Genomic DNA, 23,983 nt, shown 5'->3' with positions numbered 1-23,983 from the left:
AATCGGCAGGACGGAGGGACACGATGATCATCCACGACATACCTTTTTTCTCCAGCCGCGAGCGGCCGGAGACCGCGGGCATCGAGATGACCTTCGCCGACACCGCCGGTTGGGAAGCGCTCTCCATCACAGGCGCCCCGCAGGTCATGGAATTGACGCTCACCAACCGAACCCCTCTTCCCGTTATCATCGAAGGGGCCGAGGTTTCCCTGGGGTTCCGTGCCGGCGTGTTGGTGGATCCCAACAAGATCGCACTGGCGCCGCAAAGCGAAGCGGCGTGGCTGTTGAGATCCGAAAAGGACGGGAACGGGTTGTTCCGCCTGGACCTCGCCGGCGTCGGCCGTCATGAACTGGGGCCTGGCGAGGCCCACCGGATTCGGATGACGGGCTTCACCGCGGACCCGGTGGGCGGCACGCGGGCCACGCGCGCGGAAGGCAGCTATGCAGGTCTCTGGCATCGGGTCGGAAAGGATCGGCTGACAGAAATCTCAGGCGATGCCGCCCTTCATCTCCCCATCCTGCGCCGGCACGCCCCAACGGCCCTCAAGGCGCGACCGGAAAAAGCCTCGACCGCATTGGGCGGTCCATTCTTCGCCGGGATCAAATCCGGCCGCGAGGTCTTGAACGACGGGATATCGCCGAACCACATCGTGGTCCGGCTGATGAACATTTCCGGCCTGCCCCAGCCGCTGTCGGGTGGGCCTGACGACGCGACCCGCATCCGCCTTGGCTGGCGGACAGGCCGGCACGGGGCCGATTGGGGATTGCTCGGGGCCGACGGTAGTCGCCTGGTGATCGAGAGCTATCCCGAGCACTGGGACATCGACCGGCATAGCATATTCTGTACGCGCGAAACGGTCCTGCCGCCCGGCGGTCATCTCGATCTCACCCTGCAACTCCACACCACGGCGTGGGATGGCAAGGCCGAGCTTCTGATCACCGTCGAGGATATTCCGGGCACCGACGACGTAGACCTGCAGCTTCCCATTAAACTGGGACCGATGGCGCTGCGCGAAGAAAACATACACCTGACCAAACCATTGCAGCTGCGTGGCGAAGATGCCCGTTTGTCCTTCTCGCCGGCCGGCGAGGATGGCGCGCTGCTCGACGAAAAGAGTCGGCCGGAGATTCATGTCCGGCGAGAGGCGAAACTGCTCGGCCGGCTCGACATCACCGTACCCCGCGGGTTGCATGTGGAGGGCGATCAGTCCGTCTCTGGAAAATTAAGCGTCGAGGGTGCCCTGAAGGCAAAGAAAGTGAGCGCCCCAACCGCCAATTTCTCCGGCGGCATAGTCGCCGGAAAAACGGGCCTGACTTCACTCAGTGTATACGGAAACGTCGATACGACCGGGGCGCTAAGCGTATCAAAGTCCACATCCACGGGCACTCTTTCTGTGAAGGGGAGCGCCTCGGCGAAGTCACTCGCCGTATCAGGGAAAGTATCTGCGGGATCACTCTCCGTTTCGGGAAAAGCATCTGCGAGATCACTTTCCGTATCAGGAAAAGCATCCGCGGGATCACTCTCCGTTTCGGGGAAAGCATCCACGGGGGCGTTGACCGTTTCGGGGAACATAGATCTGACCGGCGAAATATTGATGAGTAAGGGTTGGGACATCGTTACGACGGGCGGCGGCACTCAGTTGCAGATACGCAAGGATCAGAAGGTTATCTTCTTCGTCTCCACCAAAGGCAGAAAACTACACAACTTGTAAAAAAGTGCATGCAAGATTTAAAGCGGGATAGACGATGAGTAAGGACGTTGCAGTAGGTAACCGGCTGGCGGAACTCCGCGAGGAATATGCCAGGGGCGAGACCATGCTGAGCCAACTCGAGTCGGAGGCCGCCGGCCTGCGTGAACGGCTGCTGCGGATATCGGGCGCGATCCAGGTCCTTGAGGAAATCCTCGAGGACCCAGAAGGCCAAGAGATTTCAGAGCAGCCTGAAATCCCGGAGTCTCAGGACACCAGAAAGGATGACAGCTAATCCGCCTTTTCAGGCCTTGCTGATTGGACTTTCGCTCCAGGCGTTGCTCATCCCTTCAAGCAGGGACACATATAGATAAGCAATTGCCATACGTTTGAAAACGTTCCTCTCCACAGGAATGCATAGCATTGTAGCCTATTTTGCCAAACTGATTTCGGCAAAATTGCCCGGTGCTTTCCTACGGCAGGGGCAATGATCCAATCCGAGTCGCGTCCGGCATCTTATCCCATAAAATGAACGAAACATCCCCACAAACGTGCCGCTATACATTCTACTCTCATCGTCAATTGATCTAGAACTACGGGTTAGCGCGACGGCCCCAGTCCTGGAACCGTAGTGCCGACCCTACCGGGCGCACTGGAATACTTAGTCAGTTGAAGGTTCCAAGCGCGCGACCTGTTTGCACACCTCTATCACGGAGAGGTGCCCCAGAAACAAAGGCATGGGGACGCGAATGCCTAAAACCCGTTCATGTTCCAACAGCGCTTCCAACGCTAGCAGAGAGTCGATGCCAAGTTCGGATAGCGGCGTATCGACCGGGAAATCATCGGGCGGCCGTTTGAGCACTTCCGACAGTATCGATACGGAAATCGTCCGAAGGGCATCAACGCGCCCTTGATAGGAAAGGCCTTCAAGATCCCTCCATTTCCCTTCGGAGCGGTAATCATCAGGATCGGCTTTCGCCTCCATAGCCCGGTAGACGGCCACGACACCCTTCCTGTCCAAGAGAAGATCATGCTCCAGCCGGGCAAAAGCTTCCGCACTTGATATCGTGCCCATCCCTTGTTTGGCCAACAAACGGACTAATTTCCGGTCCCTAGCCAAAAGCCCGACATCTTCGATTGGCCCCCACTGAACGGCCAATCCTGGCAGACCGCATGCATTGCGCTGCTGAACCAAGTCTTCGAGCATTCTGTTGGCGACTGCATAGGCGACCTGCCCGCTATTTCCCAACGCGCTGGTGACGGAAGAGAAGACGACAAAACGCTTCAGCCCGAGATCCCTTGAATACTTATCCAACAATGCCGCGCCATCGGTTTTCGGCGCCATCACGGTTTCGTACCCGTGCCTGTCGAGTTCAGCGATCGTTTGGTCGTTCAGTACAGCGGCACTGTGAAAAACATGACGTATCGGCAGTTCATGTGTTTTCTGCTGCTCAAAGAACGCTTTAACCTCCGCCTCGATACAGATATCGACCTTATGGATCTCCATCTTTTTCGGAATTGCTCCAGCCTCGTCTGCAAACTTTCCGGATCGACTGAGCACGACAACCCGTCCCGCCCCTTTCAACAAAGCCCATTTGGCGAAGGCCAGGCCGAAGCCGCCGGAACCGCCGGCGACCAGAACGGTTTCTCCCCGGAACGAGAAAACCGGGGGAACGGCTAGATCATCGGTGGCAATCCTCGTCCATAGAGACTCCGAAAGCGGTTCTTTCCCGCCAGCGGGTGCCGCGGCGTAAGCATCGATAGCCTGTTTGACACGCGCGGCAAGATCCGGGCGCCAAATCGGTATTCCGTCCGCCATCAAGGGATCGTCCCCCAGATCGACGATGAGCAATCCCTCCGGAAGGTTATCCGGCAATGCACCGGATAGCCGAAGCACGGTATCGCCTGAATTTGGGGTGTCTGTCGCTGTAAGTGCCAAAGTCCTCAACACGGCATCAAGCATTGGGTGGTTGCCGATGACCATCACCGCCCCCGACTTTGGCAGCATTGCCGCCACAACTTGTGAGAACAACGCCATGCAGGTTTGCGCAAAAGCATCATGCTCCGGCAGGGAAAGGGTTGGTGTATCGTCCACCGATATGAAGCGCCGGTCGGGTTTTCTCACCAGGGCAAGCCGGCATTCTCCGTGCCTCTGCACCTGTGCAAGATGCCAACCGAGCAACGCGCATTTGGTCGCCGCCGTCATTTCCCAGTCGGACTCGCAATCAAGTCCCCCCGCAACCGGCGGCGCCGACCCCAATGGCCAGTCGAAATAGACCTGCTGCTTCCCGATCGGTGGGACCGACCGGGGCGGTTCATCCGGCAAAATCCGCAGGGTCGGGGCGAAACAACCCTCATCCGCGACTTTCAGGATTGGGCTTTTAGTGCTGCGCCAAACACTCTCGAACCGTTCCAGCGCGGTCCTGAGGCCGAATACGACAGATAGCCGGTCGCCAGCGTATTCCCTGTCCGCGACACGCACCAACCCCATGCACATATTGGCGAGCGCGCCTGGATCCTTTCCTTCCGTCTCCACGACCAGGCGTAACCGTTTGTCCGGCGTGCTGGTCATAGCAGGGATCAACACATCGAAAAGCAATGTTTCAAACGCGGTCCGGTCCTCAAGCCAGCCGGCGCTCACCATCCGGATATCCTCGACCGCAGCATCGGCGAAGCGGGCCGCGCTTCCCTCGTCCAGGGCATCCCATGTCTCGACAAAGGCATCTACCCGCGTTTCATGCGTGGCGGGGATCATAGAATACTCGACATCGCGCAGCAGAAGACAATCCTCGCCGTCCCGATCGACGATCCGAAGATCCACCACGACCTTGCGCGCGTTTCGGTCCCGGATAGCAATATGAACTCTGGCGAAATCGGTCGCCGGTTTTAGCGAGAGCAGCGTTCCAATTCGGATTGGAACGAAGGTATCAGCGGCTGCCCGGCCTTCCGTCAAAACAGCGAGAGTTGCGTGGAAGGCGCCGTCCAGGAGTGGGGGAAAGAGGTCCCAAGCATCCGCTTCTTCGAAGCGCAGTTCTGCCTGGACTGTGTTTTCGCCAACCGAAATATCGTCCAGAACGCGGAAAGACTGCCCGTATGCCAGTCCACGCTGCAGTGCCGCCCCATAGAACGACTCGCGATCAATCGAAAACCGCTCACGATGCGCGGGCCAATTCACTGGTGTCGGAGGATTCGACGACAGCCATCCAGAGGCCTGAAGTACCTGACTGTATTGTTCAGACCTAACGCCGCCGAAAACGGCTAGTTTGCCGGTCTCTGCCTCAAATTGGGTAAACAGTTGGAAATTGTCGCGGCCATTCAGCAGCCAAAGGGAATGAAAAGTTATGTTCTTCAGGCCGACGGGCTGGTCCGCCGCTTGAGCCTCCTTAAGACAACTCAGGAATGCGGCAACATAGCCAGAAGCGGGAAATGCGGCGCTTCCGCGGAAAACATGGTCGTTCATCCATGGAAACAAGCGTTCCGTCAACGCCGTGTTCCAAACAGCGCCCGGCGTGTCGATACGCTGCCCTGTGAAGGGTGAGGCACCTGTTCCGTGCCGGTACTGCCGGGAAAGATTGGATTCAACCCACCGGTGGGCGTGCGTGGGAACGGGTTTCGTCAAGGGCACAACCTTGCTTCCCGTGTACCAGGACGACCAATCGGGATCCTGACCGTTTTTGTACAGCGTCCCTATCAGGCTCTGTAGCCGTTCCCCTTCCCCGACCTCGCGTTCAAGCGTATGGGTGACCGATGTCGTGCTTTGAGTATTGAATACGATATCCTGGATGGGACCGGCTAGTACCGGGTGCGGCCCGACTTCAACGACGTCGCCGCCAATATGGCCCAGCATTGCGGCCATCCCGTCCCGGAAAAGAACCGGTTGGCGAATGTTCATCCGCCAATAGTCGTCAGGTGCGATCGCACCGTTGAAACCCGCCCCCGTCACGGTTGAAAATAGCGGTATCTCCGGTTGGAGAAATTGCACATTTGCCAAACAGTCTGACAACTCGCGCTCTATTTCAGCCATTTGTCGGCTATGGAAAGCGATGTCCACGGGTAAATAGCGGTGAAAGATGTTCCGCTCGCCAAGCGAATGGGCAACTTTGTCCAGTTCGGCTTCCGCCCCTGAAAAAGTCACCAAGCTGTCGCTATTCACGGCAGCGATGTCGACGTCCGGGTATTCGGAAAGGAGAGCTTCGGCCCCTGCCTGGTCCAGCGCTGTCGCCAACATCGCGCCCCGCCCCGCAAGCGACGCTTGAAGGCGGCTGCGGTGATGGACGACTTTAACGGCATCTTCCAGCGACAATAATCCAGCGGCGTGGAACGCCGCAACTTCCCCCAGTGAGTGCCCGAGCACGGCGTCAGGCCGAATGCCGCGATGGCGCAACAGACCTGTCAGTGCAACCTGGAGAGCAAACCCGGCAGGCTGATTGATATCGGTCCTGCCGATGCGGTCTTGATTCCCCGATGTGCCCATAGCCTCGAGAAACGAGAATCCGGCTTGATCTTGAAAGGTGCGGTCGATCCTGTTCAGGATATCCCGATACACCGGTTCCGACTCGTAGAGTTCTTTACCCATGCCCCACCAATGAGGGCCATTCCCGGAATATACGAAACACAGCGGTTGCCTTGTGGGCTCGCGGTATCCGAGATCATCCGTCATCAATTCTGAGAGTTTTTCCGACAACTCTCCGACTTCGCGCGCCCACAACAGCGCTCGAATGGGCGCCTGGACGACGGTAGCAGCGTTGGTCGCAAGGACATCGCGTAACGCGTATGGCCCGTCTGAAAGGTCCTTCAACAGGGCAGCGGCGCTGTTCTGAAGCCCTTGCACGCTCCAAGCGGCCAACGGAATCGGAACATCCGACGCAATCGGTTTGGACGGGACCGCCGACACACCATGTTGCCGGAGAAGAGCCATTGCATTTGTGCCACCGTATCCAAAAGAATTTACAAGGACGGTGGCTGGCGCTTCTCCTTCAGGAAGCGGCTGTCTGTCTACGACGACCTTGCAGCGGTTGTCCCATGGCAGGTTCGGGTTCGGCGTATTCAAGTGAAGATTGGCGGGAATTTCGCGATGCTGCAGTACCAGGATTGCCTTGATAACGCCGGCAATTCCCGCGGCCGCCTCAAGATGGCCGATCTGCGATTTGACCGACCCAACCAAAACCGGGTCGTCCTCATTGCTGCGGCTGTCACCCAAGACGGATTGCAATGCCCCAGCCTCTGCGACATCGCCTGCCTGTGTTCCCGTCCCATGTGCCTCGACATAGGAAATTTCCCTGGAGGCAACAGCTGATTTTTTCAGAACCGTCCGCATCAGATCGGTTTGCGAGTCGCGGCTCGGCACCGTTATGCCGCGGGTGCGGCCGTCCTGGTTCACACCGCTACCGGCAACTGTCGCCAGGACGGTATCCCCGTCGCGAAGAGCCGCCTGCAAAGGCTTCAGCATGATCGCGCCGCAGCCTTCACCGCGCGCATACCCGTCCGCTTCCGCATCGAAACTGGCGCATCTTCCATTTGGGGACAGGAAGCGTCCCTTGGACATGACGAGGAAGTATTCCGGCGCCATGATCACATTTACGCCGGCCACGATCGCAATGGGACAATCGCCGCATTGCAGGCTCTGTACGGCCTGGTGCAGTGCGACCAAGGAAGAGGAGCATGCAGTATCGACCGCAAAGCTGGGCCCATGCAGATCGAACACATGCGACACCCGGTTGGCCAGCATGGTCAGCGCCGACCCCGTGGCAGTATGGGCTTGGATATTGTCGCGATTGAACGGGCTCAACCGCAGCAGTAAATTATCAACACAAAAGCCACCGACGAAGACTCCCATAGTGCTGCCGGCGACCTTCTCCTGGGAATATCCCGCACGACGAAACAGATTGGCGCATTCCTCAAGTAGCAATCTTTGCTGAGGATCCATATACGCAGCCTCACGCGGCGATATCTTGAATGGTATGGGGTCGAATTGGGCGGGATCCCAATCAATAAACCCACCCTTGTCCGTATAGCTCTCACCATTCTTCCTGACATTCGCGTCATAGAAGCGGTCGATGTTGAACCGTTCCTCGGGCACACGGCTGATGGCATCGACACCCGACAGCATGTTTTCCCAAAACGCCTCAGGCGAATCCGCTCCACCGGGGAAACGGCAGCTCATCGAGATGACGGCAATTTCTTCAGTCATATCCTCTACCGGCCCCGCGGTATGAAGAGCGGCGCCAAATCCTTCGGATATTCTTCGCCCATTCCTTCTTCCGACAATAGCGGCAATGCCTTCTCAAGGCCCAATTGGACGGTTCTGCGGTTCGGCAAACTGTGGAAAAGCACCATTCTGCCGAAATGGACGACAACAATACCATGGCGGTCGAAAAATCCGGTGCCACGGCCGGCATAATCGATTTCCGGCGGCATTTCCGGCTTGGGAAGTACCTGCCATTGTGCCCAATGCCCGGCATTGCGCGCGATCGTGGCGGCAAACTGCTCCATCTTCGGCCGATATCCCGGCCCCTCCAGTTCAACAGAAGCCAGATGTAGTCCTTCTTCGTTGAACCTGTAGTCCAACTGATACACCGGACTTTCCATTGCCTCGGCTAGTTTGAATACGCCGGATGCGATGGGAACTTGGCCTCCCAGAAACGAAACCTTTTCGGCGTGATACAATCGATGGGCGGCCAAGACGGTATCGGGAAGAGATATTATCCGTTTTCCGGCGTTGATCGCTTCGGTCAAATGCATAGCGAATTGCGGGTCGTCCACGTCAATCATTGCGCTGCGAAACTGCGAAATATGCTCAGCATTGCGATACCCGATCGCTTTCAAAACCAGTTTCTCGACCTCTGACACATCACCGATCAGGCATAGGTTCATGTCCTCGGAATGAGCGATCAGCAGAATGTTCTCAAGCAGCCACTCCCAGCCATGCATATGGCCGAGCACAATCAGCGACCGAGGCGGTATGTCCTGCAATACTTGGATGAGCCGCGCACGATCCGCAGGCAAATAGCTTTCCCAGTCCCGCAATTGACGCTGAAGGCCGGGCAAGTACCAGAACCATTCGGTGTATAACTGACGCTCTTGGAAAGCTTCGACGCTTTCAAGCAGCTGCGACGGCGTCAGGTCGAAGTAACTCTCCATAGCTTGGCACAAATGCACCAATTGGTTTGGGCGATCCGACACCAGCTCGCTGAATTTCATGAAGCCTTGGAATGCCTGGTAAATTGAGCGCCATGTTTCCTGTGTCGCTGCTGCAGACCGAACGTCGATCTGATAGTCACGAGAATGCGGCTGCGACGAAACGGTGCGAAGCGATAGCGGCGCGATCTGTTCGAACAACTCCGCAACCGTCTGCGGAATGTCCTCAATCCGGAAATACAGCCCGAAGTCTTTTTCAAGCCGCAGTCCAAGCTGGAGTAAACTTAGCGAGTCGAAACCGAGGTCCGAAAGGCGCGTATCTGCATCCGCCTTTTTGCCCCGTATCGTAGCGAATTCCGAAACAAGGCTTACAAATTCGTCGATTGTCGCAAGGCCGGCGCGGTCATAGGGCGTGACGGAAACGTGAATGTCAAAAAGGCCGTCCAAGAAGTTCTTGCGGGCTTCGGCACGACGTAACTTTCCACTGGATGTCAGGGGCAGGCTGTTTGCACGGACGAATGACACATTGAAGACATCAAGCCCTGTTGTCTTTTTGACTTCCCGACAAATTGATTCACCCTTCCCCACCAAATCCGCGTCATCGGTTTGCCGCGGTTTCTCGCAGAGTATCGTTATCCGATCCATGTCGTCGGCAAAGGCGCATACGCGCTCGAGGTCGCCAACCGAATTCACCGCAGCTTCAATATCCTGCGGATAATAATTCTCACCGTTCAGTATGATCAGGTCCCGGCTTCGGCCGGTTATGAACAGGTTACCATCGTTCAAAAACCCCAAGTCGCCGGTGCGGACCGGTTGTTCCAACGGCGTATCGAGATAGGACTTTGCAATTGAGGGGCCATCCAAGCAAATCTCCCCGACCATTCCCTCGGAAACGGCCACACCGTTTTCCGGATCTCGGATGGATAGAGTCGTTCCGGGAATGACTCTCCCACTAGACATTAAGGTCACAGCGTCGCCGGCTTCCCTCGCCTCCTCCACTCGGTTATTGGTCAAAGCCTGCCGTGAAAGCTGCAACCGAGGGGGAAACTCGCCCGGCGGTGTGACGGACACCAGCACCGTCGCTTCGGACAGGCCATAAGCCAGACGAAGGGCCACAGGGTCCAAGCCTATCCGTTTACATAAGGCATGGAACGCATCCAGGGTTTCCGGGCGGACCGGCTCAGCCGCGTTGATTGCCGTCTTCCAGCTAGACAGGTCCAGGCCTTCCAGTTGTTCCGGTTCGGTCCGGCGAACACAGAGTGCATAGGCAAAATCCGGCGCGCTGCTGTAACCGGCCTTATACTCGCTGATATACCGCAGCCAGTCTGATGGTCGGCGAACGAAATCGATCGGACGCATCACGACGAGATGGCCACCCACCAGCATCGACGTCAAAAGATGGGAGAAAAGACCCAAATCATGATAGGGCGGCAACCAGGTTACCGTTGTAAGCGGGTCTTCCTCCAGCAACGGAACCTGAGCAATGATTGCGTCCAAATTGGTCTCGATGTTCCCGAGGGTCAGCACAACGCCTTTCGGATCGGATATCGATCCAGACGTGTATTGGACAATCGCCGCGTCGTCCGGCATCCGGTCGGGAATATCCGATTTTTCGAACCGCCGCCAATCGCCCTCCATCGATAGGGATTTCACCGTAGTCCAGCCGAAATCCCGCCTCTCCTTCCCCCGCGCCAGGATGAGATCAGGTTGGAAACTGTTCTGAATTACATCGAACCGTGCCTTGGTCCGGCGTCCCGTCGGTTCAAAACAAGGGGCCACCAATCGACCGGCAAATAGACACCCTAACAACCCGGCCGCAAATTCCAGGCCCGGCGGCTCACACAGCAATACCCGAGCCCCCGGCGAGGTGCGCTGCTGCAACCCAAACGCCACTTTTCTTGCCGCTTGAAGCAAATTTCCACAGCGAGTGCTGCGCACCGGTTTGTAAAAAGTCTCGGTAATCGCCGTCCTGTCCGCGTATTTGGACAGAACATCCCAATATCTGTGGGCTAATCCCGGTCTCGATTCACTACTTTCAGGCATGGAATGATCATCTGTCATGAAAAAGGCGCACCGTTTCCACGGTGCGCCTACTTTAACTGAAAACCTATTGCTTCTTAGGTGCCCGGGACAAGCGGGATAACGTTGATACCGCAAGGTCCCACATCGGCGCCGCCGAGGATATCAATGCCGCAAACGTTACCGGCGCAAACACCGGCACCGAGGGCTGCACCGCAAACGTCACCCGCGCAAGCGCCAACCCCGACAGCCGCGCCGCACGCCGCACCGGCGCTCGCATCCGCCGCGCAGGCAGCAGCGCCGCACACCGTTCCGACCCCTGCGGCCGCACCGCAAGCATCCGCGCCACAAGCCCCACCAGCGCCGGCCGCCGCACCGCAGGCCGCAGCGCCGCAAGCCGTACCGGCCGCCGCTTCGACCCCGCAGGCCGCGCCACCGCATGCGACGCCGGCGCCGGCAGCCGCCCCGCAGTACTCACTGCCGCAAGCATTAGCGGCCGATGCCTCGGCACCGCAACCACCACCCTTGCCACCGGCGATGGCCTCAAGCTGGTCATCGGAGAGTTCCATGTCCAATTCGACATCTTCATCCCACTCGTCCAGCGTGTCTTCGTCGACAAGGTGACTGTCGCGCAGAACCACGTGACGCAGGATCATTCGGAAGTCTTCGTATTCACTTTCCACCGTGGTGTTCGCGTCGCCGCTATCGCCTTTGACAACCCGGCAGGCGCCGTCTGCGACCTTGAGGGTGAATTCGCCGGCTTCTCCCAATTTGAACAGGATGGTGCTTTCCCAGTCCCCGGCCACGTTCGGCAGGAACAGCATCGGCAACACCTTCAGGAAGAACAGATCCGCCTTTACCTCGGGATCGATATCGTCGGGTGTCTCGACAACTCGGCCGGACTTCTCCTGCTCAGCCTTGGCGACGCTGACGAGCACCGCCGGATTGGCCGGGAAGCACCTTTCGACCATCTGCAGGTCGCGCAGGTTATCCGTCTTGATCTTGCCAGCCATATGCGCAGTGACCGGATCCATCAACGCTACGTCGTCAGCAAACGGTTTATCCACAAATTCCACGGCCCTGGTCCTTTCTATAGGATCTTCGAAACATCACTTTCGCCTACATTAGGCGTATTTTCGTTCAACACTGCCCCAGGCTGAAAAATTAGCAGCAAAACTCACCCGAAACAATGCAATTCCCAATTTACGTTATTGCGAGACTGAGCTCCGGCTCTTTTGTCGCAGCCACCCGGAACAGACCCGACGTCGAATGGTTTTGTCCGACCTGATCCGCGGATGTCGCACTTTCCTCAATGATGTCCTCTGCGGAAATGATACCCTTCTTTTCCGCCCTTATCAGAAGCCGCTCATTGATGTTGAACTTCCAGCTGGGGCACGGCAGCGAGCCGCCCTCACCCAACGTCTTATCCTTATGAATGAACTTGAAAGCACAGGCCCCGGTACAGTTCGGCAGGATCTTGCAGCTTCGGCAGGTATCGTTGTTGAACGGCGACCAATTCATCCATTCCTCATGGATCTGGCTTTGGAATGCCTTTTCCGGCTCGAAGATCGTGCCGATCTTCATCCTGGTGTCGTTCACCGTATCCCAGCATTTGTGCAATTCGCCGGTCGGCAGCAAGACCAAACCGTTCGTGCGCACCGCCGCGCAATTGCCATGCATCATGGGCGGGCGCGGCAGGCCGGTCAGACCGAGTTCGAATGCATAGCGGTAGAGGTCGGCTTCCATGATGGCGTATTCGGTTTTGCCCATCGCCGTTTCATTGGTGCCGTGGCAGGCCTCCGTGATGGATTCAACTGGCGCGAAATAAACACCAAGCGTGTTCCTGCGGGCAAGTCCCCGTTCGCTGAGGTCCTGCAACAATTGCTTAATGTTGTCCTTGTTGTGGTGATCGATGTTCACACGCAGAGAAACCTGCATGTTCGTCCGATCCACCACCTCGACAAGATTTTTGGCGATCCGGTCATAGGTCGGCCGGCCGGAAAGCAGGTACCGGCGGGCGTCATGGGATTCCGCGTTGCCATCAAGCGTCACCTGACACGAAGTAACGCCGAGCTTGACAAGCTTCTCCGCCATATCGCCATTCAGGAAATACCCGTTCGTCACGATGAAGGCGGAATAATTGACTTTGTGTTTGATGCAGAGCTCGTTGATCCTGTGGGTCAGGGCCTCGATCGTGTCCTTCCCCATCAAGGGTTCACCGCCATACCAACTGATACTCAGGTTGTTCAGTTCGGGCAGCTTGCGATCCAAATAGTCGAGAAGCGCATCCTGCACTTCCGGCGTCATCTTCTTGTGCGGTTTGTTCGCGCCCTGGAAACAATAATCGCATGCGAAGTTGCAGGCCATGATCGGCGCAATGGTCATCACCATGGTGCCCGGGTCCTGGCGAGCGCCCATGTAGCGCTGCTCCAGTTCCGCAACCTCATCGGTCGCATCCGACACCATGAAACCGGCGCCGATGAAATCACGCAGTTCCGGATCCGACACCCGTCGATCGCTGTATTTCAGCGATTCATAAATTTCCATGTCATCGGCGTCCCAAATCGCATAGGCGCCGGTCAACGTGTTGTAGACCAGATGACGGTCGCCGCGAATTGGAATGAACAGGTTATAGCTGGAAGGCGCCGCATTGCGATTGGCGGCTTCGCCGGAGTATCTCGACGGCAGCTTCTTCTTTCCCAACGCAGCTTCTCTCTGAATTTGCGCCATGATCGAAGCGCGGACGACTTGCCCCGCATTTTCGCTGGTTTCCATATTTGCTCCCGTACAAAAAAAATATAATACGCCCCGGCGGCTAAGCTATTCTGAAACGCTTCCCAATTCAATTAATGAGTCACCCACCGCCCCGTCGTCGACGATATCCTGCAACGGCAAGCGCTAACAATGCGGCAATCACGCAAGTCGTCGAAAATGCCACATAAAACACAGACGGGTCGACCCGAAGCCCAACGGGCGGATACACCGTGTTGTTGAGCCAATTCATTGCCCCATGCGCGAGCGCGAGAGACAGTATCCCCGCCCCAAGATGCCTGGCGACGACATAGACGGATCCGACCGCCGTGGTGGTCAAAACGACGGTCCAGCCGGATTGGATATGGTACAAGCCGAATAGTACCGAAGCGATTGCGAGTCCCGGAAGTCCGATCTTGGCCACGATTTTCTGCAACACGCCGCGAAACCAGACTTCCTCAACCAGCGCAACGAATATGAAATAACGACAAATTTCCAAGACCGAGAAAGCCTCAGGCCGCCATTGGTGGAAATTGAATGCGTACTGCAATGCCTGGACCGCGACCAAGACTGCAAGGGCAGCGCCGATCCGACCCAGGCGCAAAGACTTGATCGGGAAGACCAGCAATCCCCACATCAATTGGACACCGGTCAAAATCCAGAAGAACAGATTGGCATCAGGGAGCGATCCGCTGCGCAATATACCGATCGCAACGACACTCAGGACCAGGAACGCCGTAAAATGATATACGGGACGCATGTTCAACCGGCGTTTTGGGACGATGGCGGACGCCTAAACGCAAAAACGATCAGACCGATGCCGAGCACCATTAACCCCACATAGAAGGGGTTAATCTCAACGCCCTGATAAGTGCGGATTGCAATGGAAGCAGGAACATTCATCTCATCCGATCCGGTTTTTCGGACCGAAATGGCAACTTGCGAGCCAACAAATTCTTCCAACGACTGCAGACGATAGAAGACCTTTCCGCCAAATTGGTTGCGCACTCCAACCAGAACGAAAGACGTGCTGGATGTGGGACTGTCCGCCGTTGCTCCATCGCCGATGAAAACATCGATCCCGATATCGGTGTACTCGATCTGTCTGTTCGGCAGCGCCAGCCAAAGGCTTTGCTCCGCCGCAATGTCACAGGGGTCGCAAACAAGCTGCTTTGTCTCGACCGAAAGGTCGATCGGATATACGGCGTCGGTATCGAAAAGCGCGGTCGCGAAAGCAATGATCGAGAAGACCAAGCCCGTGACCGCAATGGCGAGGCCCACGAAGAAAAAGGCGATTTGGCGCAGGCTAAGCTTCGAAAAATCGATGTTCTTTCTCATGCCGGTCGTCTTTCCGATTGCTCATTAGGCCCGTCAGGCCTGCTATTCCTGGCCCTTTAGCAGTCTGCGCACCCGGTCGCCAACTTGTCCCATCAGCAACGCAATTTCCGTTCGGCTGATTTCGTATTGGGCATAGGCTTGCGACTGTTTCGTCAAAGCGAGCGATAGTTGCGTCGCCACGTCAAGGACATCTGTGCTGGTTCGTGCGCCGCGGTCAAACTGCTTCAATTCCGCCTCGTAGATCCGACGGGTCACGTCCACTTCACGCCTTGCGGCAAGAAGCCGGCGATAGTTCTGAAACAAATTGCTGACCAGGTTCTCCGATGTTTTGCGCAGCCCCTGCCGCTGAATTGCGACATTCTTTCGGGCCAAGTGATTGCTGTTCCGGGCCTGCCGCAACTGCGCATGCGAATTCCGTTCGAACAACGGATAGGTCAACGTGACTCCCACGGCCCAATCCTCGGAATCGTCCACGGCAATCAAGGAGGCATCCTTGTCGACTTTCGATTTCGTGTAGGAAAGATTCAAATCCAGTTCCGGTAGCGTCTGCCAGTCGGCCGCGCGGACGGTCAATGCGGCGACATCCACCTCATTTTGAAGAATCTTGAGAGCCAGCGAGCTCTCAATCGCCGCGTCGGACACATCCGATATCGATAAGGTCGGTTCCTCTGCGCTTGGTTCCGTCACGGGATTCAAAAGCACAAGGTCTCCGGCGCCCTCCTCATCACTGATCAACTGGAACAGGGCGTTGTTGGTAATGATCAGATTATCCTGAGCGGCAAGGATCGCATCGATCCGCTGTGCAATGCCGGCCTCCGCCCGCAGGACTTCAACCGCGGCGACAAGGCCGGCGCCCAACAACTTTTCAGCCAATTCCTTCTGCTGGTTGGCCAGATCGAACTGCTCGATGGCAATTTCCAGGTTGCGAAACGCAATCCAATGGTTCCAGTAAGCTGTCGTGACGTCCCTATAGTTGGAGGTCAGCGTGGCCAGTTTCTGCAACTCCGCACTATCGAGATCGATCTTCGCGGTTTCGCGCGCCAAGGTATTCACCAGCGTGCCCGCATTTTTCAGCAATGGCTGATTAAGCGCCACGGTCGTGTCCAGCGAGTCACTCTCCCCGTCACTCGTCGCGATCAAGCTATCCGTATCTGTTTCCGTATAGCTTTGGGACACACTGACAGTCGTACCGGTCGCAAACAGCTTGCTGACCGTCGCCGAGCCGGTTTTGGTGCGTGTCTCTGTATCGAAGGCCGACTGATCCGAATCCGCCAAGTTGGAATTCAGGGTCAAGACCGGGTCGAAGTTGGATTTAGCGATTTCGATATCGGCCTCGGCATCGTCGATATCCAGGTCTAGCGGATCCTTGATCAGGGAGTTGAAGACCCCCATTCGCTGCGCTGCATCAAGGGTAATATCCCGTGTTCCGCGTTCGAAAGCGAAATTGTCCCAAAACGGGCTTTTCCCCGTATCCGGGGCCTGGGCAGCGAGCAGAAGGGATGCCGGAATCAAACACGCCCTGATAACGATCCATTTCATAGCTCGAACTTCTTACCCCAACAAACTCTAATCGGCATAATTAATGCGCGTGACAATACATGTAATCCGGCAGCGATCGCTACCCATTCTTTAACTTGTCGATGATCACCTTGAAGCGTGCGCCGGCGAGAGACAGTTTCTCCATCACCTCGTCATTAATTTCATCATCGAGGAGTTCGTCATCGTCCTCGTCAATCAACGGCGCTTCATCCCCATAGGCAACCTTCATGTTGATGGTGCGCATTCGCTGCGCCAGAAAAACCCCAAGCGCCTTATAAAAGCGCCCTTGAAAACGGAAGTTGGACTGAAGGCGCGCTTCGAGTTCCTCAAAACTGATTTTCAAAACGGTCAGATCTTCGCCCGCCGTTACCGTTGCCGAGGCGGGTCGGAAGTCCAACAGAGACATTTCACCCACGATTTCGCCGATCCCTACATTAGCGATCTGTTTGCCGCGGACCGTGATATCAACGTTTCCCTCGACAATGACGAACAGGAACTGCGTGCGCTGTCCCTCCCGTACGAGCACATCGCCAGGCTGATACTGCTCACGCGTTCCCGCGCTAACCATCCAATCGATGTCCTCATCATCCAATAGCCCGAGGATATACAGCACCTTTTTCATCTAAGTCTCCTCGGTAACGGTTTGTCGCCGCGCCATGCTAGCAAAAGTCCCATTCATTTCTACAAGTTCTGCGTAACTACCTTGCTCAAGGATTTTGCCGTCTTCCAAGACAACGATCTTGTCCGCATGCATCACGGTAGACAATCGGTGCGCGATAACCAAACGCGTAATTTTCCTGCGTTGCAGGCTTTCGGTAACGATTTGCTGGGTGCGGTTGTCGAGCGCGCTGGTCGCTTCATCAAAGAAAACAATGGCAGGATTGATCGCCAAAGCCCTGGCAATCATCAACCGCTGTTTCTGCCCACCCGATAGCGTACCGCCACCCTCCGGAACAACCGTGTGCATTCCCATCGGCATCTCCCGGATATCGCCGGCAAAACCGGCATCCTCCGCCGCTTCCCAGGCTTCATCCAGGGTGATCTTCGCCGCCCCGGCAATGTTGTGATAGATCGTCCCCGCGCTCAATGATGTCTCTTGCAAGACAACACCGATCTGCCGGCGCACATTTACCATGTCGAGGGTAGCGCTGTCGTTTCTGTCGAAGAGAATGTGACCGGATTCCGGAACCTCGAAGCCCAACAGCAACTTGAACAAAGTCGACTTACCGCAGCCCGATTTGCCGACGAAGGCAACGAATTGACCTGGGAAGATCCTCAAGCTGAAGTCATTTAGGATTAGGGGGGCTTCCTCGTTGTATCGGAAGGTAACATGTTGAATTTCTACCAAGCCTTCCAGCGGGGGCGGACTTTTCTTTCCCGCCCCAGTTTCGATTTCGGCGGTCAAAATCGGCCGTGCCAGTTCGCGCTTGGCCATTTGCTGATGGATGGTAATGAAACTGGAGAAAAACGTGACTATCCCACCGACAACGGCGCTGAAAGCCCCTTGAATGGCGAAGAAGCTGCCGATGGTCAGCAAAACCGGTGCGGTCGGATCCAGTGCCCGGGCGTCGATCCCTTGCTTGATCATCGTTCCCGCAAAGTAATACAGCGCAATGGTGCTGAATGTTTGTATGAACATGTTTATCAGCGTCGAATAATGCTGCAACTCGGCGACTCGAAACCCCATGCGCAATTGGTCTCCATAGCGTTTGCTCCACTCAGTGAAAGCGCGGCTATCGGCCCCGGCGATTTGAAGCTTGGATACACCGGACACCATCTGCACCATGAACCCGAATAGATCGCCGGTCTCTCTCTCCTGCCTCAGGGCGACACTCCTGATAATGAAAGAGAAACTGATAGAGAATATCGATGTAATCACGGCCGCAATCAGGGCCAGAAATGCCAGCTTGGAAGAATAGTAGAAACACATCCCCAGCATCATCAGAACAGACAACAGCGAAAACCCGGCGCTGATGACAGTTCCGGAAAACCCTGCGCTGATCTCCGAGATCATCATAGCACGGTTCAGAAGGTCGCCGCTGGTGTAGGTGCGGTAGAACTTGACCGGCAGTTTGAGCAATCGGTCGATGATCATCGACTGCAACTGCGCGGTCATTGAGGTTTGAATGCGCAGTGAGATAATGCCTTGGGACAGCGAGAAGAAAAACAAACCCAGCGACATACACCCCATTCCAACCGCCAAATCGAACAGCAGGTCGCGGTTCGCGTCCGGAATGACGTAGTCCACGAGCCAGCGATTGGCGATCGGCATGAAAAGCCCGAGCAATCCGGACAGGAAAGACAGCGCAAACATCAAAACGAAGTCCGTCATAAACGGCTTGTAAGTATGCCTCGCCAGCTTGATGAAGCTGGTCGCTTCTTCTTCGCTTTCCGGAAGCGGTCGTGTGAACACGAATGCTTCTTCGTTCAGATCCAGGTCCATATCCGGATCGAACGGTATGCTCTCTCGCGTTTGGGCATTGTAGAATATGTAAGAACGCACCAGACCGCCGTGCCTTGCCGTATTCACCAGGGCAAAGGGTGTGCCGGTCTCCCGCTGAAAACACAGAACATTTCCGATGTCTTCCTTCCACCACTCGCCGATCAGACGGACATGCCTGAACCGCACCCCGGATTCGCGGCAGATCTTGTCGACCTTATCCGTAACGTCCTGGTTTTGGTCAAAATGGGCATTGGTGTTGAACTCGATCTTGGCGGCATGACCAATCACTTCGAGTGCCGTCATCAACGGGTCCAGTTGATCATCCGGCTCCCAATCCTTGTCATCTTTCAGTTTCAGATGGTCGATGGCCTTTCGCTGACCCCGCGCCGTTTCATTTTTCAACTTTTCCAGCCGGCGCGCTTCCGACCGTTCCGCCTGCTGAATTTCTCCGTACAGCAAAGCGATCATTGCCTGTTGTAAATAGAGCGTTCCGGCAAAGCTTTCCGGCGCCAACTCCGAAACGCGCTCGAACGTAAGCTCCGACGCTTCGCACGCGGTCAAGCGCAAGACGTGATCCGCATAATAGACCAAGGGAGGCGACTGCGGCGTAATCGCCGCATTGACCCGGTCACCGAACGATATGCTTCCACTGCTCAAACGGACGCGGTACAGCCCCCCCTCACGCGGACGGAAAACCTGACTGGGAGAAAAAGCGACTGGTTCATCGATTTCGGCTTTCTCCGTGAAATCCTGATCCTGAAGCTTGCCGATAATCTCCCCGAGTTTTTCAATCCAGTCCTCGAGGGCATTCAAGCTGTCCCCGGCAATCGGGTCTCCAAGATCGGAAGCCGAGACTGGTTCTATCGATGATTTCTCGTGTGGTTCGGCGACGAGAACGAACTGTTTGTCGTCCACGATCTCCGTCCCACCCCAAATGAGAGAGCCTGGATGGCTGGTCATCACATAGTGGCGTTGACCGACCAGCCTGTCCGCTTGAAGCTCCACCAGATACAGGGCGATAGACCCCGACTGCACGATGTATCCCTGACGGGAATCGTCCAATCTAAGATCGTCATGCCCTGACAGTTCGATCATTGCATCTTCACCAGTTTCGTATAGATCCCGTTCTGCGCATAAAGTGTCTCATGGTCGCCGACTTCCTTTACGGCGCCTTTCTGCATTACGATGATCTTGTGACAGTTTCGTATCGTGCTCAGTCGGTGGGCAATCATCAGGGCTGAACAGCCACGCCGGTGGATGTTACGCACAATCTGCGCTTCCGTTTCGACGTCTAGCGCACTAGTCGATTCATCCATGATCAAGAAACTCGGTCGGCGCACCAATGCGCGTGCGATCTCCAATCTCTGCCTTTGTCCGCCGCTTAGATTGTTCCCGCCTTCTTCGACATTCGCGTCCAATCCTCCGGGCATCGCCAATACCTGATCCAGAATGACCGCGTCGTCGAGCGCTTCCCTCAGCCATTCATCCGGAATCGTGCTGTCCCACAAGGTCAGGTTTTCCCGGACCGTCCCGGGGAACAGTAGGAAGTCCTGCTCAACGAAGGAGACGGAGCTGCTGAGCACGTCCTGCGGAACGAGTTCGCGATTGACGCCGTTGAAACAGATTTCGCCGCTCCAGGGCGGCACAAGACCGGCCACGAGGCGCGCGACCGTTGATTTTCCGCAGCCCGACGTTCCGACGAGTGCCACCCTTTCCCCCGGTCGAATTTCGAGGTTGAAGTCTTCAATCAACGGCCCTTCAATCGGGCTGTACCCGAACGTCAATCCGCGACACTGCATGGACCCGTCAAGGCTTGTCCCCAGGGCGGCAGCGGCCTGTCGGCCCTCATCTGTTGACGCATTTTGCCTGACTTCTGCAAACAACTCTTCCCGCGTCGGATGCTCGAGGACATCCTCCAAACGAACGACCGTGCCGCGGATCTCCTGCATCTGAACCGCCAGGTTCAGGACCGCCGAAATCGGGCCGAGAAACTGGGCCATCAAAAGATTGAACGCCATCAATGTCCCGATGGTCATGTTGCCGTTCATGACTTCAAGCCCGCCCAGTACCATTGTGAGCGTACTGACGATGGAGGAGGACAGAGTCGGGAATATCGAGAACATGCGGCTATCCATCGCCAGTTTTTGACTGGCATTGGAGGATGCTGCGAAGTATCCGCCCCATTTCTCGAAGAACGTGTTCTCCATGCCCGACGCCTTGATCGACTCGATGCTTTGGATCGCGGCGATCGTGGCGCCTTGCACCTTTCCTTGCTCCTTCGCAATCTGCATGTTTGCTTCAATGCGCCGCGAGGCCATTGAACGAATCAAGGCGAAGTTGATGAAGGTTGAGAGCACGCCGATGGCGGTGATCTCGAAATTGTAGGAAAACAGCAAGATTCCGAAGAAGACCATGCTGACCAAACCGATTGCGACGGAGGTCAGTTGCCCCGCCATCAGCGAAACAACCGCATTGTTCAGTTGGCTTCTGTTCACCACATCGCCGACATATCGCTGTGTATAGAAATGGTACGGCAGCTTCAGGATGTGCTGATAAAACTCCGCATACAGCTTCGCTGACAAACCCATTGTAAGGCGCCGCGAAAACAGGCCACTGACAGCTTGCAGGCAGAGTTGAAACGCCAGCAACGCGACCATCGCGACCAACATGGGCCTTAGCCAATCGTAATGCTCTTCGGTGATGATCGCATCAATGAAGAACTTCGAAAAAACTGCCTGCACCATTCCGGGCACGATACCGATAATGCCGGCCAGCATCATGAAAATGAGAGCCTTTTCACTGCCGGCGATGCGTTTGATCAGCATCGGCATGGGGTTCGGGGGCGTACCGCCTTTTTTAAAGCCCTCGTCAGGCTCGAAGGTCAGCGCAACCCCCGTATAACCCGACCCGAATTCATCCAGCGTCAATTTTCGGTGTCCGACGGCAGGGTCGTTTACATGCACGTATTTTCCGGAAATGCGTTCCACGACGAGGAAATGGTTGAACTCCCAAAAAACGATCAGCGGAAAACGGACGTCTTTCAGTTTTTCGATACCTTTGGAAAAACCCTTCGCTTTCAAGCCATATTTTCGGGCGGCCTTAAGCACATTGGACGCTTTACTGCCATCGCGGGATACACCGCAATCCGCGCGCAGGGTCGTGAGCGGCACGAACTTTCCGTAATAGCCAAGCACCATGCCAAGTGCAGCTGCCCCGCACTCGACCGCTTCCATTTGAAGAACAAACGGGGTCCGGGTTCTGCCTAATAACTTGTACTGCCCTTGAAACGAGAGCTCCAGGACGCGGGTCAACGCATTAGATAGGCGGAGCATCGTCGCCCTCTCCCGCGATCCATTTGCGCAACAAAGGAACGACAAATGTAATCGGTGGCCGCTCTTCAGTCGTTATCCGGCATGTGGTGGTCGTGCCGGCGGTGATCGGGCCGTCATAGCCTTTTGATGTCCAAGCGTACCGGCCGGGAGTATCAGGGTCCTTGTCCAGGGCCCCCGTGACCAAGATGGTTCCGCCTTTTTCCAAAAGCGCCGAGGCGACTTCCTGGTTTCCTGTCAGTGCCAACACACCTTCCGACGTTACGGGATAAGCCGAAACATCCGTAACATGCCCAACGATACTGCCATACCTTTGGCGTTCCACATTGGCTGGGCTTATTCGGACCTTCATATCCTGCTTGACCTTCTTGCCATCCCCGATCGTGAAGAAGCAAAGGTGCTGCAGTTCTTCATCGCCAATCATTCCCCCCAGATTCAGGACCGTCGCAAAGGTCGGAATCTTTCCATCGGATCTCAGATTCTCATCATTGATCTCCAGGTAGTATTCACCCGGATTCGCCGTGAAAATGTCGTATTCTCGGAATTCCCGTTGCATGACAACGTCGAAGGAGGATTCCTTTTTGAAGACACCGATCGCCAAAAGGTGCTGCTTCAGCGTTTCGGCGGTCGGCGGAAACTGAATCGGCTCAGATTGCATCGTTGCCGAAGACAGGGTGAACGTTCCCGACACGGCATCATCGGCAAAAACGAGCCGTTTGAAGGGCTGGACCGAATCTATCTGCAAGATCGCCACGCGCTCACCCGACCCCAGGTTGGTACCGACCGATGTACTAACCTCCAAGGTACGTCCCTTATACGGGCTTCGAACGTTCTGCTGACGGTACTGCCGCTCCTTCGTCAGCCTAATATTCGCGGACAATTCGTTCAGCTCCACAGATTTGCTGTGAATTTCGAAATCGTAGTCCTGTTCGATACGCTGGCGTTTGATGAATTCCTGCTGCAGGGCGGCGTCCAGCTGTTCAATCTCCTGCTTAAGCCGCAAGTCCTGCTGCTCGTTGTCGATCGACCTCAAATCAGTGCTGTTGCGCCGCAACGACAATTCCGACAAGCGGTTCTCGGTTTCCGTCAGCGTTGCCTGCAACTGAAGACGCTGCGAGTCCGAGACCGCGCCCTCCCTCACCAATTCCGTGACGTCTTCCAACTGCTTTTTCTGAGATTCATAAAGGTTGAGCAGAAGCTTCCGGTTTTTCTCCAGGCTTTGAATTTCTTTTTGTGCGTTCGCCCCTGTTTGCTGCGAGAGACGAGACCGCAGTTCCATCAGCGAATTTCGGTCGGCCTCGATTGACGCGACAGTGTCATTGACCAACTCCAATTCCAAATCCCGCTTGCGGGCTGAAATCTCGAGCGTTCTGTCAGTGAAGGCGCGAAGAGACTGATATTTGGCGATATCGACGTCTAGTCGACGTTCCTGGTCCGGATTATTGACGATTGCGATCAACTCACCCGGATTGACCAGGGACCCAATGTCCTTCCGGACCGAGACAACCGATCCATTACCGATCGATTGTATCTGCTTGATACTGCCCGGCCTCACAAGGATTCCGAAGCCATCGACCGTAACGGGGATCCGCGACAGGAACCCCCAGGCCAGGGCCACGACTAAAACGCCTGCGAGAGACGCCAATATCCATACAGAACGCGGCGTAACCACGACCAACAATTGATCGAGGCTCTCCGGCTCATGCATCTTCTCTAAAGCTTTTTTCCTAAACATTGTA

Annotated in this window: 13 protein-coding genes; 2 read left to right on the top strand and 11 right to left on the bottom strand. The window is 56.0% G+C overall.

Going from position 1 to position 23,983, the window contains the following annotated elements:
* Positions 1-23: 23 nt before the first annotated feature.
* Complete coding sequence (locus EOI86_RS22870) at positions 24-1,712, top strand: DUF4097 family beta strand repeat-containing protein (RefSeq protein WP_127768002.1); 1,689 nt, start codon at positions 24-26, stop codon at positions 1,710-1,712.
* Positions 1,713-1,746: 34 nt separating this feature from the next.
* Entirely contained in the window at positions 1,747-1,983 is a 237-nt protein-coding gene (locus EOI86_RS22865; RefSeq protein WP_127768001.1) for a hypothetical protein, read from the top strand.
* A 366-nt stretch (positions 1,984-2,349) separates the two neighbouring features.
* Here the strand turns inward: EOI86_RS22865 and EOI86_RS22860 are convergent, their stop codons facing one another.
* From EOI86_RS22860 to EOI86_RS22810, 11 genes are all read right to left on the bottom strand, one after another.
* Complete coding sequence (locus tag EOI86_RS22860; RefSeq protein ID WP_127768000.1) at positions 2,350-7,878, bottom strand: type I polyketide synthase; 5,529 nt, start codon at positions 7,876-7,878, stop codon at positions 2,350-2,352.
* A gap of 5 nt (positions 7,879-7,883) precedes the next feature.
* Entirely contained in the window at positions 7,884-10,868 is a 2,985-nt protein-coding gene (locus EOI86_RS22855) for a fatty acyl-AMP ligase (RefSeq protein WP_240035805.1), read from the bottom strand.
* Positions 10,869-10,942: 74 nt separating this feature from the next.
* Positions 10,943-11,920 carry a hypothetical protein gene (locus EOI86_RS24650; protein WP_127767998.1) on the bottom strand — a complete coding sequence of 326 codons (978 nt, stop codon included), beginning with the start codon at positions 11,918-11,920 and terminating at the stop codon, positions 10,943-10,945.
* 127 nt (positions 11,921-12,047) lie between these two features.
* On the bottom strand, positions 12,048-13,619 hold the full coding sequence (locus tag EOI86_RS22845) for a TIGR04463 family radical SAM/SPASM RiPP maturase (RefSeq protein WP_127767997.1): 1,572 nt from the start codon (positions 13,617-13,619) through the stop codon (positions 12,048-12,050).
* Positions 13,620-13,698: 79 nt separating this feature from the next.
* A complete protein-coding gene (locus EOI86_RS22840) occupies positions 13,699-14,355 on the bottom strand; it encodes a CPBP family intramembrane glutamic endopeptidase (protein WP_127767996.1) in 657 nt (218 codons plus the stop codon).
* Between the two features lie 2 nt (positions 14,356-14,357).
* The gene (locus tag EOI86_RS22835; protein WP_127767995.1) at positions 14,358-14,933 is read right to left on the bottom strand and encodes a hypothetical protein; all 576 of its coding nucleotides are present in this window, start codon (positions 14,931-14,933) and stop codon (positions 14,358-14,360) included.
* Positions 14,934-14,975: 42 nt separating this feature from the next.
* Positions 14,976-16,472 carry a TolC family protein gene (locus EOI86_RS22830; protein WP_127767994.1) on the bottom strand — a complete coding sequence of 499 codons (1,497 nt, stop codon included), beginning with the start codon at positions 16,470-16,472 and terminating at the stop codon, positions 14,976-14,978.
* Between the two features lie 79 nt (positions 16,473-16,551).
* A complete protein-coding gene (locus tag EOI86_RS22825; protein ID WP_127767993.1) occupies positions 16,552-17,094 on the bottom strand; it encodes a cyclic nucleotide-binding domain-containing protein in 543 nt (180 codons plus the stop codon).
* Positions 17,095-20,010: an NHLP bacteriocin export ABC transporter permease/ATPase subunit gene (locus EOI86_RS22820; protein ID WP_127767992.1), complete on the bottom strand. Its 2,916-nt coding sequence runs from the start codon at positions 20,008-20,010 to the stop codon at positions 17,095-17,097.
* Positions 20,007-22,247, bottom strand: a complete 2,241-nt coding sequence (locus EOI86_RS22815) for an NHLP family bacteriocin export ABC transporter peptidase/permease/ATPase subunit (protein WP_127767991.1) — start codon at positions 22,245-22,247, stop codon at positions 20,007-20,009. Before EOI86_RS22815 ends, EOI86_RS22820 begins: the two co-directional genes overlap by 4 nt.
* Positions 22,231-23,979, bottom strand: coding sequence for a hypothetical protein (locus tag EOI86_RS22810; protein ID WP_127767990.1), 1,749 nt, complete (start codon positions 23,977-23,979; stop codon positions 22,231-22,233). The genes EOI86_RS22815 and EOI86_RS22810 overlap by 17 nt, the downstream gene beginning before the upstream one ends.
* Positions 23,980-23,983: the final 4 nt, after the last annotated feature.

The organism is Hwanghaeella grinnelliae (genome assembly GCF_004005845.1).
Taxonomy (GTDB): domain Bacteria; phylum Pseudomonadota; class Alphaproteobacteria; order UBA8366; family Aestuariispiraceae; genus Hwanghaeella; species Hwanghaeella grinnelliae.
The sequence above is the reverse complement of the archived record's forward strand: the minus strand, read 5'-3'. Positions and strand labels throughout refer to the sequence as shown.

Bases quoted from the DNA above. Each gene is read 5' to 3' on its own strand.
- EOI86_RS22860 (WP_127768000.1), bottom strand. From the start codon at position 7,878: ATGACTGAAGAAATTGCCGTCATCTCGATGAGCTGCCGTTTCCCCGGT.
- EOI86_RS22810 (WP_127767990.1), bottom strand. From the start codon at position 23,979: ATGTTTAGGAAAAAAGCTTTAGAGAAGATGCATGAGCCGGAGAGCCTC.
- EOI86_RS22835 (WP_127767995.1), bottom strand. From the start codon at position 14,933: ATGAGAAAGAACATCGATTTTTCGAAGCTTAGCCTGCGCCAAATCGCC.
- EOI86_RS22825 (WP_127767993.1), bottom strand. From the start codon at position 17,094: ATGAAAAAGGTGCTGTATATCCTCGGGCTATTGGATGATGAGGACATC.
- EOI86_RS22830 (WP_127767994.1), bottom strand. From the start codon at position 16,472: ATGAAATGGATCGTTATCAGGGCGTGTTTGATTCCGGCATCCCTTCTG.
- EOI86_RS22870 (WP_127768002.1), top strand. From the start codon at position 24: ATGATCATCCACGACATACCTTTTTTCTCCAGCCGCGAGCGGCCGGAG.
- EOI86_RS22820 (WP_127767992.1), bottom strand. From the start codon at position 20,010: ATGATCGAACTGTCAGGGCATGACGATCTTAGATTGGACGATTCCCGT.
- EOI86_RS22840 (WP_127767996.1), bottom strand. From the start codon at position 14,355: ATGCGTCCCGTATATCATTTTACGGCGTTCCTGGTCCTGAGTGTCGTT.
- EOI86_RS22865 (WP_127768001.1), top strand. From the start codon at position 1,747: ATGAGTAAGGACGTTGCAGTAGGTAACCGGCTGGCGGAACTCCGCGAG.
- EOI86_RS22815 (WP_127767991.1), bottom strand. From the start codon at position 22,247: ATGCTCCGCCTATCTAATGCGTTGACCCGCGTCCTGGAGCTCTCGTTT.
- EOI86_RS22855 (WP_240035805.1), bottom strand. From the start codon at position 10,868: ATGCCTGAAAGTAGTGAATCGAGACCGGGATTAGCCCACAGATATTGG.
- EOI86_RS22845 (WP_127767997.1), bottom strand. From the start codon at position 13,619: ATGGAAACCAGCGAAAATGCGGGGCAAGTCGTCCGCGCTTCGATCATG.